Genomic DNA, 15,889 nt, shown 5'->3' with positions numbered 1-15,889 from the left:
CTCGGCCGGCGTTCAGCCCAGCTTGGCGCGCTGGGCCTGCAGCGCGGCATGCTGCCGGGCCCAGTCGGCCAGGCGGCCGCGTTCGGTGTCGACCACGGCGGCCGGGGCGTTCTGCACGAAGGTGGCGTTGCCGAGCTTGGCTTCGCACTTGGCGATCTCGCCGGCGATGCGCTTGAGCTCCTTGTCCAGGCGCGAACGTTCCGCGTCCAGGTCGATCAGGCCCTCGAGCGGGATCAGCAGCTTCAGGTCGCCGAGCACGGCGGCGGCCGATGCCGGCGCTTCGCCTTCGTGCCAGTGGATCGATTCCAGGCGGGCCAGGAAGCCCAGCGCCGCCGAATAGCGATCGGTGCGCGCGCGGTCCCTGGCGTCGCCGTCCTGCAGCAGCAGCGGCACGGCCTTCGAGGGCGCGATGTTCATCTGGCTGCGGATCGAGCGCAGCTGGGTGACGGCGGCCTTGAGCCACTCGATGTCGGCGGCGGCGGCGTGGGCGTCGAAGGCCGGGTTCACTTCCGGCCAGGGCTGGGTGCTGATGGTGTCGCCACGGATACCCAGCTTCGGCGCCACCGAATGCCAGATTTCCTCGGTGACGAAGGGGATCACCGGATGCAGCGCGCGCAGCAGGCCTTCGAGCACGTAAAGCAGCGTGTGCCGCGTGCTGTCCGCCGCCGCGCCCTTGTCGCCGTGCAGCGCCGGCTTGGCCAGCTCCAGGAACCAGTCGCAGAACTCGTTCCAGGCGAATTCGTACAGCGCCTGCGATGCCAGGTCGAAGCGGTAGTCGGCGTAGGCCTTCTCGACGTCGCGCAGGGTTTCATTGAAGCGGTGCAGGATCCAGCGTTCGGCGTCGGTTTGCGGCGTCGGGACTGAAGTCCCTCCCACAAAATCCTCGCAGTTCATCAGCGTGAATCGCGCCGCGTTCCAGAGCTTGTTGCAGAAGTTCTTGTAGCCCTCGCAGCGCGCCAGGTCGAACTTGATGTCGCGGCCGTGCGTGGCCAGCGAGGCGAAGGTGAAGCGCAGGGCGTCGGCGCCGAAGGCCGGGATGCCGTCGGGGAATTCCTTGCGCGTGGCCTTTTCGATTTTGGGCGCATCGGTCGGCTTCATCAGGCCGCTGGTGCGCTTGGCCACCAGGTCGTCGAGCGAGATGCCGTCGATCAGGTCGATCGGGTCGAGCACGTTGCCCTTGGACTTGGACATCTTCTGGCCGTCCTTGTCGCGCACCAGGCCGGTGATGTACACGTCCTTGAACGGCACTTCGCCGGTGAAGTGGTCGGTCATCATGATCATCCGGGCGACCCAGAAGAAGATGATGTCGAAACCCGTCACCAGCACCGAGGTCGGCAGGCGCTTGGCGTAGCCGTACTTCTCCATGTCGCCGGCGTCGGGCCAGCCCAGGGTGCTGTGCGACCACAGCGCCGACGAGAACCAGGTTTCCAGCACGTCGCTGTCGCGGGTCAGCGCCACGTCGTCGGCCAGGCCGTTGCGCGCACGCGCCTCGGCTTCGTCGCGGCCCACGTAGGCCTTGCCGGCGGCGTCGTACCAGGCGGGGATGCGGTGGCCCCACCAGAGCTGGCGGCTGATGCACCAGTCCTGGATGTTGCCCATCCAGTGCCGGTAGGTGTTGATCCAGTTTTCCGGCACGAACTTCACGCTGCCGTTCTCGACCAGCTCCAGGCCGCGCGCCGCCAGCGTGTCCATCTTCACGAACCACTGGTCGGTGAGGTAGGGCTCGATGACCTGGCCGGTGCGGTCGCCGCGCGGCACCTGCAGCTTGTGCTTTTTCTCCTCGACCAGCAGGCCCTGGGACTCGAGGTCGGCCAGCACGGCCTTGCGCGCGGCGTAACGATCCAGGCCGCGGTATTTCTCCGGGGCGTTGTCATTGATCGCGGCGTCGGGCGTGAGGATGTTGATCATCGGCAGGCCGTGGCGCTGGCCCACCGCGTAGTCGTTGAAGTCGTGCGCCGGGGTCACCTTCACCACGCCGGTGCCGAATTCGCGGTCGACGTAATCATCGGCGATGACCGGGATCTCGCGGTCGCTCAGCGGCAGCTTCACGGTCTTGCCGACGAGGTGGGTGTAGCGTTCGTCTTCCGGATGCACCATCAGCGCGGTGTCGCCGAGCATGGTTTCCGGACGCGTGGTGGCCACGACCAGCTCGCCGCCGTCGGCCAGCGGGTAGCGGATCGACCAGAGCTTGCCGTCCTCTTCCTCGCTCACGACTTCGAGGTCGGAGATGGCGGTCTTGAGCACCGGGTCCCAGTTGACCAGGCGCTGGCCGCGATAGATCAGGCCTTCTTCGTGCAGGCGCACGAAGGTTTCGATCACGGCCTTGCTCAGGCCTTCGTCCATGGTGAAACGTTCGCGGCTCCAGTCGCCCGAGGCGCCCATGCGGCGCATTTGGCGGGCGATGGTGTCGCCGGACTCCTGCTTCCAGGCCCAGACCCTTTCGATGAAACTGTCGCGGCCCAGCGAGTCGCGGGTTTCACCCTTGCCTTCGAGCGCGAGGTTTCGCGAGACGACCATCTCGGTGGCGATGCCGGCGTGGTCGGCGCCGACCTGCCAGAGGGTGTCGTAGCCCTTCATGCGGTGGTAGCGGACCAGGGCGTCCATCAGCGTGTGCTGGAAGGCGTGGCCCATGTGCAGGGTGCCGGTGACGTTCGGCGGCGGCAGCATGATGGTGTAGGGCTGGCCCTGGCCCGAGGGCTTGAAGCAGCCAGTGGACTCCCAATGGGCGTACCACTTGGTCTCGAAGGTGCTGGGCTCGAAGCTCTTGTCCATGGGGGCGGGTCGCTACCCCGGTGATTTGCCGGGGTTTTTGGGCTGAAAGGACGCGAATTCTATCAATTGTGGGGCTGCCGGGGGCTTGCCTCCCCGACCGGTCACGGCGTTTGGCACGAAATCAGAAGCGCAAAACAAAGCCCGAGTCTTGACGGCCTTGCGCCAACGCAGCCCGCCGCTCTTCGATCCTCAAACCGCGGCGAAGGCATCCCGCGTCAGGTTTTCCGGCTCGCCGTCGGTGCAGTGGACCTCGTCCTCGATGCGCACGCCGCCCCAGGGCAGCAGCTGTTCGACCTTGTCCCAGTTCACGGCCTTGCCCTCGGGTCGTGCCTTGAGCTTGGAAAGCAGGGTCGGGATGAAGTACAGCCCCGGCTCGATCGTCACCACCATGCCCGGCTCCAGCGTGCGCGTCATGCGCAGGAACGGGTGGCCGTCCGGGCGCGGGATCACCGTGCCGTCCTCGTCGGTGAAGCCCGCCACGTCGTGCACCTGCAGCCCGATCGGATGGCCCAGGCCATGCGGGAAGAAGGTCGAGGTGAGTCCCGTCGCCAGCATCTGGCCCGGGTCCATGTCGACGATGCCCAGCGTCCGCAGCACGCCGCCCAGGCGCAGGTGGCATTCCAGGTGCAGGTCGCGGTAGTCGGTGCCGGCGCGGACCTTGTCGCACAGGGCCTGCTGTTCGTTGTCGACGGCGTTCACCAGCGTCGCGAAATGTTCGTCGCCGTCGCCCCAGGTGCGGGTGATGTCCGAGGCATAACCATCGACCTCGGCGCCGGCGTCGATCAGCAGCGAACGATGGCGGCCGGGCGCCTCGGCGGCCTTGTACTGGTAGTGCAGCGTCGCGCCATGTTCGTTCAGGCCAACGATGCTGTTGTAGGGCGCGTCCAGGTCGGTATGGCCGGTGGCCGCCAGGTAGGCGGCGTGGATGCGGGCTTCCGAGGCGCCGGCGTGGAACGCGGCGCGGGCCGCCAGGTGGCCGGGCACCGCACGGCGCTGCGCGGCGCGCATGCGGTCGAGCTCGTAGGCGGTTTTCCAGGCGCGATGGAAGTGCAGGAAGTCGATCACCGCCCGCGGATTGTTGGGTTCGAAGCCGGGCAGGGCGGCATCGGCTTCGCCGAGGATCGCGCACTTGCCGCTCGCGGGCAGGTGCTGGCGGGCCTCGGCGGGGTCCGTGATGACCCGGATGTCGAACTCGTCGACCCAGACGCCCCCGGGAGCCGTCGGCGGCACGTGCCAGTAGTCGTCGGGCTGGAAATACACCAGCACCGGCTTGCGGCCGGGCGTGTAGGCGATCCAGCAGGACGGGTGCCGGGTCAGCGGCAGCCAGGCCTTGAAGTGGGCGTTGGGCTTGAACGGGTAGGGGCGGTCGTCGAGGAATTCGTACTTCTCGACGCCCGATGCGACCAGAAGGTGATCGAATCCACCCTTTTCCAGCGCACGGTCGGCGCGCTCCTTGATTGTCGACAGGTGCGCACGATATAGATGGCCGAGGTCCTGGTGGGGCATGGATGGCTTCCGGTTCGGGGTCAGGTCCGGGATTCTGCCGTAAACCAGGGTAATGACGCAGGAGAAGGGCTTGCACGAGCAGCGCAAAGACGGCGGCTTCCTCGGCCAGCCCACCTGGTTGTGGAGCTTTGGCGCGCTGGTGGTTGGCCTGCTGCTCAGCGCACTGGCGGCCGCGCTGCACCACGACGCGCTGGACCGGTCCGACCGGATGCGCCTGGACCGCCTGGCCGAACGCAGTTTCGAAGCCGTGGACGCGCAGCTGCAGACCTGCGGCCTGCTGGTGCGGGCGGTGCAGGCGCTGTTCCTGGCCTCGGACGAGGTCACGGCGGATGAATTCGAGGCCACTTACGACAACCTGCGCCCGCGCGAACAATTCCCCAGCCTGCAGGCCATGGCCTACGCCGAACGTTCCGCGCGCCCGGCCTCCGATGCCGAACCCGATGGCCGCGACCATTACCTGACCAACCTGGTCGCGCCGCGCTCCGGCAACGAGGCCCTGGTCGGCCTGGATGTCGCCACCCAGCCGGCGAATCTGGCGGCGGCGCGTTTCGCCCGCGATGCCGACCGGCCGGTGATGTCGGCGCCCTTCCAGCTGATCCAGCGAAGCGGCATGGCCGGCCCGAACGACGGTGTGACGATCCGCCTGCCGATCTTCAGCGCCGGTCCGCCGCCGCGCGACCTGGCCGAGCGCCGCCAGCGCGAAACGGGGACGCTGGCGGCGTCGTTCCGGGTCAGCCGGCTGATCGCCGACGCCTTGCCCGGCGAGACCCGGGAGCGCTTCCACATCCGCGTCCTGGACGTGACCGACGGCGGCCGCGCGATGCTGTTCGAACAGGCCGGCGCGGAAGCGGCGTCCGGCGCCGATGCGGGGATGCCTTCGGGCCAGGACGCCTACGTGCACGACCTTGCCTACGGGGGCCGGACCTGGCGGATCGAAGCCACGCCCCTGCCCGACGCGGACCCAGCCACCTGGCTGCCGGCGCTGACCTTCGGCATCGGGGTGCTGGCCAGCCTGCTGCTGGCCAGCCTGGCCTGGTCGATCGCGGGCACCCGGTCGCGGGCGCTGGCGCTGGCCAGCGACATGGCGGCGCAGTACCGCCAGAGCGAGGCGCGTTTCCGCGCGCTCAACGAACTGCTGCCGGCGCTGGTGATGCTGGCCCGGGCCGACGACACCCGGCTGGTGTATGCCAACCAGGCCTGCCGCGACCGTTTCGGCGTCGGCGACGACGCCGGCACGATGCGCCTGGTGGACGTGGTCGATGATCCGTCCCTGCGCGCGCGCATCGCCGGCCTGCCCGGCTCGCCCGACGGCATCATCAATGAATCCGCGCAGCTGCACGGGCCGCACCAGGCGCCCTTCTGGGCCACGCTGTCGGTGTCGAACATCGACCTCGGCGACGAACCGCACCTGCTGGCGGTGGCCAACGACATCACCGAGCTGCGGGTGCTCAGCGAAGAACTGAGCTACCAGGCCAAGCACGACTCGCTGACGAGCCTGTACAACCGGCGCGAATTCGAGCGCCGCCTGGACGCGGCGATCACCGCGCTCGATGCCGGCGGACCGCCCTGGGCGCTGCTGTACATGGACCTGGACCAGTTCAAGCTGATCAACGACACCTCCGGCCACTACGCCGGCGACCAGCTGCTGGCGCAGCTGGCGACCCTGCTTTCGGGGATGTTGCCTGAAAAGGCCGTCGTGGCCCGGCTGGGTGGCGACGAGTTCGCGATCCTGGTCGAGGGGGCCACCGAAAACGACGCGGTCACCCTGGCCGAAAGCATCCGCACCGAGATCGACGGCTATTCCTTTGGCTGGGAACAGCGCAACTACACGATCAGCGCCAGCATCGGCGTGGTGATGCTGTGCGGCGCCGGGCTGAGCCAGCGCACCCTGCTCGCGCATGCCGACACCGCCTGCTACATGGCCAAGGAGCGCGGCCGCAACCGCGTGCACCTGTTTTCGGAACAGGATTCCGAGACTACGCAGCGGCGCAGCGAGATGGAGTGGGCCGGCCGCATCCGCCAGGCCCTGGCCGACGGCCGCTTCCTGCTTCACTTCCAGGAGCTGGTGCCGCTGTGGGAAGGCGAACGCTCCGACGGCGTGCACATGGAGATGCTGATCCGCCTGCGCGACGAGACGGGCGCCCTGGTGCCGCCGGGCGCCTTCATCCCCGCCGCGGAAAGGTTCGGTTTGATGCCGCAGATCGACCGGTGGGTGGTCGAGACCACCCTGGCCAACTTCAGCCGCCTGCATCCTTCCGGCAAGCCGGTGAAGCTGTGCGCGATCAACCTGTCGGGCCCGACCTTCGAAGACGGGGCCTTCGCCGACTTCGTGCTCGAGGCGATCGAACGCCACGGCGTCTCGCCGCGGCACCTTTGCTTCGAGATCACCGAAACGGCGGCAGTGAGCAACATGGCCCGGGCGGTGGAGTTCATGCAGAGGCTGCGCGCGACCGGCTGCCGGTTCTCGCTCGACGACTTCGGTTCGGGCATGGCCTCGTTCGGCTACCTCAAGAACCTGCCGGTGGACTACATCAAGATCGACGGCAGCTTCATCCGGAACATCGAAACCGACCCGGTCAGCTATTCCATCGTGCGCGCGGTCACCGACATCGGCCACCAGCTGGGCCTGCAGGTCATCGGCGAATGGGTGGCGGACGAGCGTGCGCGCGACCTGCTGCGCGGCCTGAGCGTGGACTACGCCCAGGGTTTCGCGGTGCACAAGCCCGAGCCGGCGCTGTGCTTCCGGGATCCGCCGAAGGCTTGAAGCAGGATTCAGCGGGCCGGGGGCGCGCTGCAGTCCGGGCCCAGGTCGAGCGGGGGGCCCAGCGGCACCGGGTCGCGGGCGAGGGTGACGCGCGCCTTCATGGCCACGGTCACCAGCAGTTCGTTCTCGTCGGTCACCATCAGCGCGCAGCCCAGGCCAAGCTGCCGGGCCAGGTCGGCGAAGCCGGCGGGGCCGGCCACGAACAGGGCCGAGGCCGCGATGTCGGCAAGCAGCGGGTCGGGGTGGAGCACGACGGTGGACGCCGTGCCCCGGGCGGGCTGGCCAGTCCGCGGATCCAGGATGTGCGCCTGCCTGGCGCCGGCGGCCGAGTAGCGGAACTTGTTGTAGTCGCCCGAACTGAAAAGTGATTCGGCATTGCCCAGTTCGACGGTGCCCAGCACGCCGCCGAAGGGGTCGCGCAGCGCCACCCGCCAGGGCTCGGCGCCGTCACCGACGAGCGCGGTGACGTCGCCGCCCAGGTTCACCAGCGCGTCGTGCACGCCGTGCCGAGCCAGGGTCGCGACCACGTCGCGGGCGGCGACGCCTTCGGCCATCGCCGCGAAGTCGAGCTGGGTGCGGGGATTGTCGGCCTGCAGCTGGTTTCCGCGGATGCGGACGCCGGTGATGCGCGGGCGGTTTTCCCGCCAGTCGGCCAGCGTGTCGTCATCCGGGACCGGGGTCAGGATCGGATAGCTCGAGGTATGGAAACCCCAGGCCGCGACCAGGCCGCCGACGGCAGGGTCGAAGAGGCCGCCGGTGGCGACCGACAGGGGCTGGGCGATCCGGACGAGCTCGATCACCGAGTCCGGCGCTTCGGCGGCTTCACCCGCTGCGAAGGCTTCGTTGATGCGGGTGACGTCCGACGGTTCCCAGGCATGCCATTCGCGGTGGCGCTGGTTGAGCTGCGCGGACAGTTCGGCGAGTGCCGCCTGGGCCGCGCCGGGCTCCGCGTCGCGCAGCCGGATTTCGGCGGTGGCGCCGAACACCAGCAGCTGTTCGACACGCTCGGCGGGCGGCGCACGGCCGCATCCGGCCAGCGCCAGGGACAGCGCGCCAGCAAGCGTCAGCCAGGCGCGCGGCTCAGACGTACTGGCTGCCCGGGGCATCCACCCACCCGCGGATGAAGGCCACGTCTTCGGGCGCCATGTCGATGAAGCGGAAGCCGGTCCAGACCTGTCCGGGCGCGGCGGCTTCGTCCGACCACAGCTCATGCGCGCCGACCTCGACCGTGCGGTCCCGGCCCGAGACATCGTGCAGCGTGAACCGGAGCTGGAACAGGGCGTCGCTGGTCAGCGCCTCGCCCAGGATCAGCAGCATGCCGGTCTCGGACAGGTTGCTGAGCTTGCCGATGACGTGGCCGGTCATCGTGTCGGTGACATCGACGTCGAAGCCGACCTTGCGGCGTTTGGCGCGGCGGTATTCGGTGTTCATTTGCGGGGAGCCTCCGCGTCCTTACGGGGCTGGCCGGCGAAGGAGCGCAGCGCGTTCATCACCGTGCCCCAGGCGCGGTCGATGATCGTGCCCTTTTCCTCTTCGACCAGCTTCACCTGGCCCTGGGCCATGGCCCGCGCCAGGCCCTCGAGCGAGTGTTCGCCGACCTTCTGGCCGCGGTGGTTGACGAACAGCGCGTGGCCGGTGACCGTCGAAAACCACGACAGGCGCCGACGCACTTTTTCGCCCTGCTGGTTGAGCGTGAACTCGAACCAGGTCCCGAACGGCAGGTGCTTGATCTGCTCGAGGCGGGCCTGTTCGTCGGGGGAGAGGCTGATCTTCCTTTTCTTCGACTCCTGCAGGTCCTCGCCCAGGCGGGCGCGGGCCTTCAGGCGCATCGTGAGTTCGGTGCGGCTGGCCGCCGAGTCGTCATCGCCGGAGCCGCCCTGCGGGTCGACCAGGCGCTGGGCGATCGCCGCGGCTTCTTCGTCGTGGTAGCCGACCTGGGTCAGGGCGCCCTGGATGTCCTGCTGCAGCGCCGTTGCCTCGTCGCTCGGCAGGCCGGCCGCGCCCGGGCCCGACCGGGCGACGGCGACCAGTCGTTCGGCGATCTCGAGCTGCTGGCGCCAGGCGTCGGAATCCTCGCCCTGGCGCAGCGCCGTCAGCGCCATCACGTCGGTCCAGGCCTGGCTGAGCAGGGTGTGGGTGAACCGCGGCAGGTTCTGCTTCTTGAGCATGGCCTCGACCACGGTGGCCGCGCGGTCGCGGGCCAGGGCCAGGCGCTCCTTGCCGCGGGCGGCTTCGACGTGGCGTTTTTCGGCCACCTCGGCCTTGCGCGACACCGTTTGCAGGTGCGAGCTGAGGTCTTCGAGCAGGTTGCTGAAAACGCCGAGGTCGCCGTCGAACTCGCGCACGGTGCGGTCGACCACGGACTGCATCTTGCCAACCAGCTGCTGGTCCGCGTCCTCCTCGCCGAGCCAGTAGGCCCCGGTTTCGGCGATGGCATTGAGCATCTGCCTGGCCGGGTGCTGCTGGCGGCTGAAGAAACCCTTGTCCTGCAGCGCCACGCGCAGCAGCGGCACCTGCAGCTTGGCCAGCAGGTTCGAGGCCGGGCTGCTGGGGCGCACGTCCTTCATCAGGTGGTCGAACAGCATGCCGACCAGGTCGATGGCGTCGCTGTCCTCGTCCGGCAGGGCCGGCGGCCGGCCGTCGGGCGTGGCCATGCGCAGCTGGGCCAGCAGGTCCTGCTTGAGATGGTTGACGGTGCGCACGGCGGGCTTGCCGTTGACCATGACCGGCGCCGGTGCCTTCTTCTGCAGCAGGCCGAGCACTTCCTGCACCAGGGCCGGTTCGACCACGACGGCGTTGCCGGGCGCCGTGCGGGCACCGCCGGCGCCGCCACCACCGGTGCCACCGCCCACGAGCTTGCCGAGCAGCTGCCGGCGGCCCGCCAGGAGGTGCCGCATCTGCTGGAAGCTGTCTTCGCCGGCGGCCGGGCCTTCACCCTGGGCGCCGCGTCCGCCGCCGGACGTGCCGCCACGTGCGTCCCCGCTTGCGCCGTCCCCGGCACCACCGCGAGCGGCCTTGGCCGGGCCGGTGGTCGTGGCCGTGGGCCGCGCACGCACCGGCACGTAGTGCAGGTTGGGCAGCACGCCATTGCGCGAGAGGTAGGTGTTGATCGATTCGATGAAGCTGCCGTAGAGCGGCGAGAGGTGCCGTTCAAAGGTGCGGTAGAGCAGGGCGCGGTGCTCGGCGTTGAGCTCGAGGCACTCGGCCGCCTGGCGCAGCATCCGGCACAGGGCGTTGGGCCCCACCGGCAGGTTTTCGGCGTCGAAGGCCGGCTTGCCGGCCAGGACGCCGAAGCGCTGGCCGAGCAGGTACAGCGGCAGGCTGTTGCGAACCTCGACGCGGCCGGCGACTTCGGTCAGCACCGTGGCTTCGTCCAGCTCCAGGTTGTCGACCAGGGCCAGTTCGTCGCGGTTGAAGCGGAAGCCGCCGATCAGGGCCTTGGGGCCGACCGGGTCGCGGATGCAGGCCAGTTCGGCCTCGAGCGCGATGAGGAAACGCGGCACCAGATCGGGGCGGGTGCGCTTGACCAGCCGCTGCGCCTCGAGCCACCGGGTCTGGACGATGTCGCTGCGCGCCTGTTCGGCATACCTGAACAGCTGCTGCTCGAATTCGTTGAGCATGCCGACCAGAGTGCGCTCGAGTTCGTCCGACGAATACTCGAGCACGCCGCCCAGCAGGCCGCGCACGCGTTCCGGCAATGGCCGCGACGCCAGCGTCGGTGCCGACGCGTGCGGAGGTGGTGCGGATGCGGACATCCGTCTCTCCGTGTGATTCCCCAGCGCGATTCTAGGCACACCCGGGCGCCTGCGCCTAGGGCCGGGCCACCCGCGACGCCGGCGCCGCGGATGGCCGGGGCGGCTAGTGGCCGCCGTTCCAGACCAGGCTAAGCACCCCGCTGCGACCTGGCGTGTTGTAGCCCTGCACGAGGGTGTAGTCGCGGTCGGTCAGGTTTTCGACGCGTGCCTCGAGCCGCCACGCAGGCGACAGCGCCCAGGCCAGGCGCAGGTGCGCGATCGCGTAGGCACCGGGATCGCCCCCGAAGTCGCGGCGCGACGAAGCGTAGTCCCCGTCCAGGCCCAGCTCCATCCCGTTGGCGAACCGGTAGCCGACATCCACGTGGGCCTTGTGGCGGGCGCGGCGCAGCAGCGCCAGGCCGGTGGCTTCGTCCTCCGTGTCCAGCCAGGCGACGTTGCCGCCGAAGGTCCAGGGGTCGCCGTCGTAGCGGTAGTCGAGTTCGACGCCGTCCATGCGGGCACGGTTGATGTTGATGGCGTTGTTGGTGCCCGGGGCGGCGAAGGCGATCAGGTCGCGGACCCGCGTACGGTAGGCCGACAGGCCCAGCTCATGCCCCGGGGCCGGCGCCAGGCTCAGGCCCGCTTCCAGCGTTTCCGAGCGCTCCGGGCGCAGGTCCGGGTTGCCGGCGAAGCCGTATCCGCTGTCCGGGTAATAGAGTTCATTGAAGTTCGGTGCCCGGAAACCCTCGCCCCAGGACAGGCGCAGCAGCGCGTCGGGGCTGAAGGCCCAGCCCCAGGCGGCGCCGGCGGTGGTGGCCCCGCCGAACTGGTTGCTGTGGTCGCGGCGCAGCGAGAGGTCGAACAGCTGGCTGCCCCAGCGCCCGCCGTAGCCGGCGAACGCGGCGCGGCTGCTGCGGCCGCGGGAGAAGGTTTCGCCGTCGAAGGCGTTCGAGGAAATGCCCTCTTCGTCCTGCCAGTTCACGCCCAGGTTCAGCGTGCCCGAAGGGCCCAGCGCCAGGCTGTTCACCCAGTCGAGGCTGGTCCGGCGGCTGCGGAAGGCGTTCGAGAAGCCGGAAACCGTGTCCAGGTCCTCCCGGGCGTGGCCCAGGGCCAGCTGGTGGCTCCAGTTGGCGCCGAGCTTGCCGCCCAGGCTCAGGCCGGCGGAACGATTGCGGGCCCGGGTGTCGCCCTGGTCGAACTCCACGTCGGCGTCGGTGGCGACCGCGCTGAAGGCCAGGCGCTGGCTGCCAAGCGCGGTGCGTCCGCGCAGGCCCAGGTTGAGGTTGCGGTAGCCGTCGTCGTCCGGGTTGAAACCCCAGTTGTCCGGATTGGTCGCCGAAAAGCCGCGCAGCCGCTGCCAGCCTGCCGTGATCCCCAGTCCGCGGTGATCGTCGCCGAAACCGGTGCCGGCGCTGGCGCCCAGGCGACCGTAGCTGCCGGCCGTGAGGCGCGCCGACGGTGCGGACGGATCGCGGGTGAAGATATGGATGACGCCGGCGACGGCGTCCGAACCCCAGATCGCGGCGCGCGGCCCGCGCACGATTTCAATGCGCTCGATCTGCTCCAGCGGCAGGTGGGCGAAATCGAACACGCCCTGGCCGGTCGACGACACGCGGACGCCGTCCACCAGCACCAGCGCGTGCGGCGCATTGCCACCGCGAAGGAAAACGGTGCTGGCGTTGCCGGGTCCGCCGGTGCGGGCAATGTCGACGCCGACCTGGCGGCCGAGCAGGTCGATCAGGGTCGGGGCCTGGCTGGCCTCGATCTCTCCGCGCGTGATCACGGTGACCGAGGCCAGGGTTTCGCTGACCGGGCGCTCGACGCGGCTGGCGGTGACCTGCACGGCATCGAGCGTGCGCGCGTCCTGGGCCAGGGACGGGGTGGAAAGGGAAAACACGATGGCCGCGCACAGCGCGCGGCGTTGGCAAGGGAAAAACATGGTGGTGGAACCTCCTGTGGCGCTCACCCGCGGGTCGGGGCGCGCGCGGGGAAGGAGGGGGAACGCGCAGGGCAGGGGCCATGGCGTCGCCCCGTCGCCCACCGCGACGCGCCGTGATTGCCGCCGGGCAAGCCGGCAGCCAGCCCCCGGCCGGTCTCCGGGCTTGCCAGTGGCGCGACGGGCGTCGTGCCGGGCCTTCCGCCTTCCCATGCCCGGGGGCACAGTGGCTTGCTGGAAGGTTTGACTGGCCTACCGTTGCGGGGGCAGCGCCGGATTCGGACCGGCTTCCCGAGCACCAGGGGCGCGTGAATTCTAGATCAAGACCGGGTCAGTCGTCGCGGTCGGCGTCGAAACCGTCGAGCCGGCCGTCGCCGCCCACGTGCAGGCGCACGGTGATCGGCCGGCAGCAGACGAAGCAGTCCTCAACGTATTCGGCATCGCCGGCCGAGGGGTCGGCCAGGGTCTCGAAACGTTCGCCGCAGTGCGGGCAGGTGAGGACGATGGTGTCGAGGATGGCGCCAGCCTGCCCGGGCGGACCTGAGCGCCGCGTGAGCCGCGGTTGGGGACAGGTGCATTTTTCCCTGACGGACGGTCGGCTACCGGTGGTTGGTCGGGGGAAAATGCACCTGTCCCCGACTCAGCCCCGCAGGAACAGGCCGATGACGTCGTTGGTGAAACGTTTGCCCAGCTCGGTCGGCCGCCAGTGGCTGCCGTTGGCCTCGAGCCAGCCGCGCTGGCGGGCCTGTTCGAGTTCAGCGGTGATCGTCCCGCGTTCCAGGCCCGTGCGCGATTCGAAATCGGCCAGGTCGAAACCCTCGACCAGGCGCAGGGCGTTGAGCATGTAGTCGAAGGGCCGGTTCGCCGGTTCGATCGGATCGTCGCCGCCGATGCCGGTGGGCGTACCGGCGTGGGCCAGGTAATCGCGCGGGTTCTTGAGCTTCCAGCGCCGGCGGATCCCGCCGCTGGCGCCCAGGCTGATCTTGCCGTGGGCTCCGGCGCCGATGCCCAGGTAGTCGCCGAAGCGCCAGTAGTTGAGGTTGTGCGCGCACTGCCGGCCGGGCCGGGCGTAGGCGCTGACTTCGTACTGGGCGTAACCGGTGGCGGCCATGGCCTCGATGCAGCGCTCCTGGATGTCCCAGGCGCTGTCCTCGTCCGGCAGGCCCTCGGGCGGGCGGGCGGCGAAGGCGGTGTTCGGCTCCATCGTCAGCTGGTAGTGCGACAGGTGCGCAGGCTGCAGGGCGATGGCTCGCTCGACGTCGTGCAGGGCCATCGCCAGGTCCTGGCCGGGCAGGGCGTACATCAGGTCGAGGTTGAGGTTGTCCAGGCCGGCGTCCTGGGCCAGCTTCACCGCGCGCTCGGCCTCGGCGCTGTCGTGGATGCGGCCCAGGCGGGCCAGGCAGCCATCGTCGAAACTCTGGATGCCGAAGCTCACCCGGTTCACGCCAGCGGCGCGGTAACCCTCGAAACGGCCGAACTCGGCGGTGCCGGGATTGCATTCCATGGTGATTTCAGCGGCCGGGGTGAAACGCAGGCGGGCGCTGCAGGCATCGAGGATGTCGCCAATGGCTTCGGGCGAAAACAGGCTGGGCGTGCCGCCGCCGAAGAACACGCTGTGCACCGGGCGGCCCCAGACCAGCGGCAGGTCCTGTTCCAGGTCGCGCACCAGCGCGGCGACGTAATCCTTCACCGGCAGCTCGCCGGTTTTACCGTGCGAGTTGAAGTCGCAGTACGGGCACTTCTTCACGCACCACGGGATGTGGATGTACAGCGACAGCGGCGGCGGCACCAGCATCGGCTCAGGCCCCGGCGAGCAGGGTGCGCAGGCGGGCGATGGCCTGGCCGCGGTGGCTGCAGGCATTCTTGGTGGCGGGGTCGAGTTCGGCCGCCGTCAGCCCGTGGCGGGGATCGAGGAAAACCGGGTCGTAGCCGAAGCCCTTCGCGCCGCGCGGCGACAGCAGCACCTGGCCGAACCAGCGGCCTTCGGCGACCAGCGGTTCGGGGTCGTGGGCGTGGCGCAGCAGCACCAGCACGCAGGTGAAATGCGCGGCGCGCTGGCTGTCGGGCAGGGTTCGCATCGCTTCGAGCAGCCTGGCGATATTGGCCGCGGAATCACCGTGCGTGCCTGCGTAACGCGCGCTGTGGATGCCCGGTTCGCCGCCCAGCGCCGGCACGACCAGGCCGGAATCGTCGGCCAGCGCCGGCAGGCCGGTCGCGGCACTTGCATGGCGCGCCTTGATGATCGCGTTCTCGATGAAGCTGCGGCCATCCTCGATCGCGTCGGTGACACCCAACTCGCCCTGCGTAACCAACGCGTAGTCGAACTCGGCCAGCAGCGGCTTCAGTTCGGCCAGCTTGCCGGCGTTGGACGTCGCGAGGACGAGCTGTTTCACGAGGCCAGCGCTGCCCGCTGCAGGGCGATCAGTTCACCCACGCCCTGTTCGGCCAGGGCCAGCAGCGCGTCGAGTTCGTCGCGGCGGAAGGCATGGCCTTCGGCGGTGCCCTGGACCTCGATGAAGCCGCCGCCGTCGTTCATCACGACGTTCATGTCGGTGTCGCAGCCGCTGTCTTCGCGGTAGTCCAGGTCCAGCACGGGCGTGCCCTGCCAGATGCCGACCGACACCGCCGCCACGGCGCCGATGACGGGGTCGCGGGTGATGTCGCCGCGGGCCTTGAGCCAGCTGACCGCATCGCAAAGCGCCACGTAGGCGCCGGTGATGGCCGCGCAGCGGGTGCCGCCGTCTGCCTGCAGCACGTCGCAGTCCAGGGTGATGGTGCGTTCGCCAAGCGCGCGGCGGTCGACGCAGGCGCGCAGGCTGCGGCCGACCAGGCGCTGGATTTCCAGCGTGCGGCCGCCCTGCTTGCCGCGTGCGGCCTCGCGGTCGTTGCGGGTATTGGTGGCGCGCGGAAGCATGCCGTATTCGGCGGTCACCCAGCCTTCGCCCTTGCCGCGCAGGAAGCCCGGCACGCGCGGTTCGACGCTGGCGGTGCACAGCACGCGGGTGTCGCCGAAGCTCACAAGCACCGAGCCTTCCGCATGCCGGGTGTAGTTGCGTTCGATGCCGATGGCGCGGAGTTCATCGTGGGCGCGGCCGCTGGGGCGGTTTGAAACGGTCATCGGGCGTATTCCGGCAATCCTTGGCCGGCTAGATTACCATTCGGTCTGTTTCCCACGGC

11 protein-coding genes and 1 riboswitch are annotated in these 15,889 nt (G+C 69.6%); of the genes, 1 reads left to right on the top strand and 10 read right to left on the bottom strand.

Annotation, left to right across the window (positions count from 1 at the left end; genetic code table 11):
- Positions 1-12: 12 nt before the first annotated feature.
- Both ACE3TE_RS00610 and pepQ read right to left on the bottom strand, forming a co-directional pair.
- Positions 13-2,772, bottom strand: coding sequence for a valine--tRNA ligase (locus ACE3TE_RS00610; protein ID WP_374601237.1), 2,760 nt, complete (start codon positions 2,770-2,772; stop codon positions 13-15).
- Positions 2,773-2,961: 189 nt separating this feature from the next.
- On the bottom strand, positions 2,962-4,278 hold the full coding sequence (gene pepQ, locus ACE3TE_RS00605; RefSeq protein ID WP_374601236.1) for a Xaa-Pro dipeptidase: 1,317 nt from the start codon (positions 4,276-4,278) through the stop codon (positions 2,962-2,964).
- Positions 4,279-4,330: 52 nt separating this feature from the next.
- Between pepQ and ACE3TE_RS00600 the strand changes: the two genes are divergently transcribed.
- Positions 4,331-7,042: an EAL domain-containing protein gene (locus tag ACE3TE_RS00600; RefSeq protein ID WP_374601234.1), complete on the top strand. Its 2,712-nt coding sequence runs from the start codon at positions 4,331-4,333 to the stop codon at positions 7,040-7,042.
- Between the two features lie 8 nt (positions 7,043-7,050).
- Here the strand turns inward: ACE3TE_RS00600 and ACE3TE_RS00595 are convergent, their stop codons facing one another.
- From ACE3TE_RS00595 to rph, 8 genes are all read right to left on the bottom strand, one after another.
- The gene (locus ACE3TE_RS00595) at positions 7,051-8,148 is read right to left on the bottom strand and encodes an FAD:protein FMN transferase (RefSeq protein WP_374601232.1); all 1,098 of its coding nucleotides are present in this window, start codon (positions 8,146-8,148) and stop codon (positions 7,051-7,053) included.
- Positions 8,123-8,473 (bottom strand): PilZ domain-containing protein, encoded by a 351-nt coding sequence (locus tag ACE3TE_RS00590; protein ID WP_374601230.1) that lies wholly within the window; start codon positions 8,471-8,473, stop codon positions 8,123-8,125. The genes ACE3TE_RS00595 and ACE3TE_RS00590 overlap by 26 nt, the downstream gene beginning before the upstream one ends.
- Positions 8,470-10,797: a DUF1631 domain-containing protein gene (locus tag ACE3TE_RS00585; protein WP_374601228.1), complete on the bottom strand. Its 2,328-nt coding sequence runs from the start codon at positions 10,795-10,797 to the stop codon at positions 8,470-8,472. Before ACE3TE_RS00585 ends, ACE3TE_RS00590 begins: the two co-directional genes overlap by 4 nt.
- A 103-nt stretch (positions 10,798-10,900) precedes the next feature.
- Positions 10,901-12,715: a TonB-dependent receptor domain-containing protein gene (locus ACE3TE_RS00580; protein ID WP_374601226.1), complete on the bottom strand. Its 1,815-nt coding sequence runs from the start codon at positions 12,713-12,715 to the stop codon at positions 10,901-10,903.
- Between the two features lie 130 nt (positions 12,716-12,845).
- Positions 12,846-13,030, bottom strand: a riboswitch (cobalamin riboswitch).
- A 13-nt stretch (positions 13,031-13,043) separates the two neighbouring features.
- The gene (locus ACE3TE_RS00575; RefSeq protein ID WP_374601463.1) at positions 13,044-13,217 is read right to left on the bottom strand and encodes a CPXCG motif-containing cysteine-rich protein; all 174 of its coding nucleotides are present in this window, start codon (positions 13,215-13,217) and stop codon (positions 13,044-13,046) included.
- A gap of 135 nt (positions 13,218-13,352) precedes the next feature.
- Positions 13,353-14,507 (bottom strand): radical SAM family heme chaperone HemW, encoded by a 1,155-nt coding sequence (hemW, locus tag ACE3TE_RS00570; protein ID WP_374601224.1) that lies wholly within the window; start codon positions 14,505-14,507, stop codon positions 13,353-13,355.
- A gap of 4 nt (positions 14,508-14,511) precedes the next feature.
- Entirely contained in the window at positions 14,512-15,105 is a 594-nt protein-coding gene (gene rdgB, locus ACE3TE_RS00565; protein WP_374601222.1) for an RdgB/HAM1 family non-canonical purine NTP pyrophosphatase, read from the bottom strand.
- The gene (rph, locus tag ACE3TE_RS00560; protein WP_374601220.1) at positions 15,102-15,830 is read right to left on the bottom strand and encodes a ribonuclease PH; all 729 of its coding nucleotides are present in this window, start codon (positions 15,828-15,830) and stop codon (positions 15,102-15,104) included. The genes rdgB and rph overlap by 4 nt, the downstream gene beginning before the upstream one ends.
- Positions 15,831-15,889: the final 59 nt, after the last annotated feature.

This window comes from Arenimonas sp., assembly GCF_041919775.1.
GTDB lineage: Bacteria > Pseudomonadota > Gammaproteobacteria > Xanthomonadales > Xanthomonadaceae > Arenimonas.
The sequence above is the reverse complement of the archived record's forward strand: the minus strand, read 5'-3'. Positions and strand labels throughout refer to the sequence as shown.

What these genes read in the sequence shown, in the direction of transcription:
- hemW (WP_374601224.1), bottom strand. Translation starts at nt 14,507, where the DNA reads ATGCTGGTGCCGCCGCCGCTGTCGCTGTACATCCACATCCCGTGGTGC.
- ACE3TE_RS00580 (WP_374601226.1), bottom strand. Translation starts at nt 12,715, where the DNA reads ATGTTTTTCCCTTGCCAACGCCGCGCGCTGTGCGCGGCCATCGTGTTT.
- pepQ (WP_374601236.1), bottom strand. Translation starts at nt 4,278, where the DNA reads ATGCCCCACCAGGACCTCGGCCATCTATATCGTGCGCACCTGTCGACA.
- ACE3TE_RS00600 (WP_374601234.1), top strand. Translation starts at nt 4,331, where the DNA reads ATGACGCAGGAGAAGGGCTTGCACGAGCAGCGCAAAGACGGCGGCTTC.
- ACE3TE_RS00590 (WP_374601230.1), bottom strand. Translation starts at nt 8,473, where the DNA reads ATGAACACCGAATACCGCCGCGCCAAACGCCGCAAGGTCGGCTTCGAC.
- ACE3TE_RS00585 (WP_374601228.1), bottom strand. Translation starts at nt 10,797, where the DNA reads ATGTCCGCATCCGCACCACCTCCGCACGCGTCGGCACCGACGCTGGCG.
- ACE3TE_RS00595 (WP_374601232.1), bottom strand. Translation starts at nt 8,148, where the DNA reads ATGCCCCGGGCAGCCAGTACGTCTGAGCCGCGCGCCTGGCTGACGCTT.
- ACE3TE_RS00610 (WP_374601237.1), bottom strand. Translation starts at nt 2,772, where the DNA reads ATGGACAAGAGCTTCGAGCCCAGCACCTTCGAGACCAAGTGGTACGCC.
- rph (WP_374601220.1), bottom strand. Translation starts at nt 15,830, where the DNA reads ATGACCGTTTCAAACCGCCCCAGCGGCCGCGCCCACGATGAACTCCGC.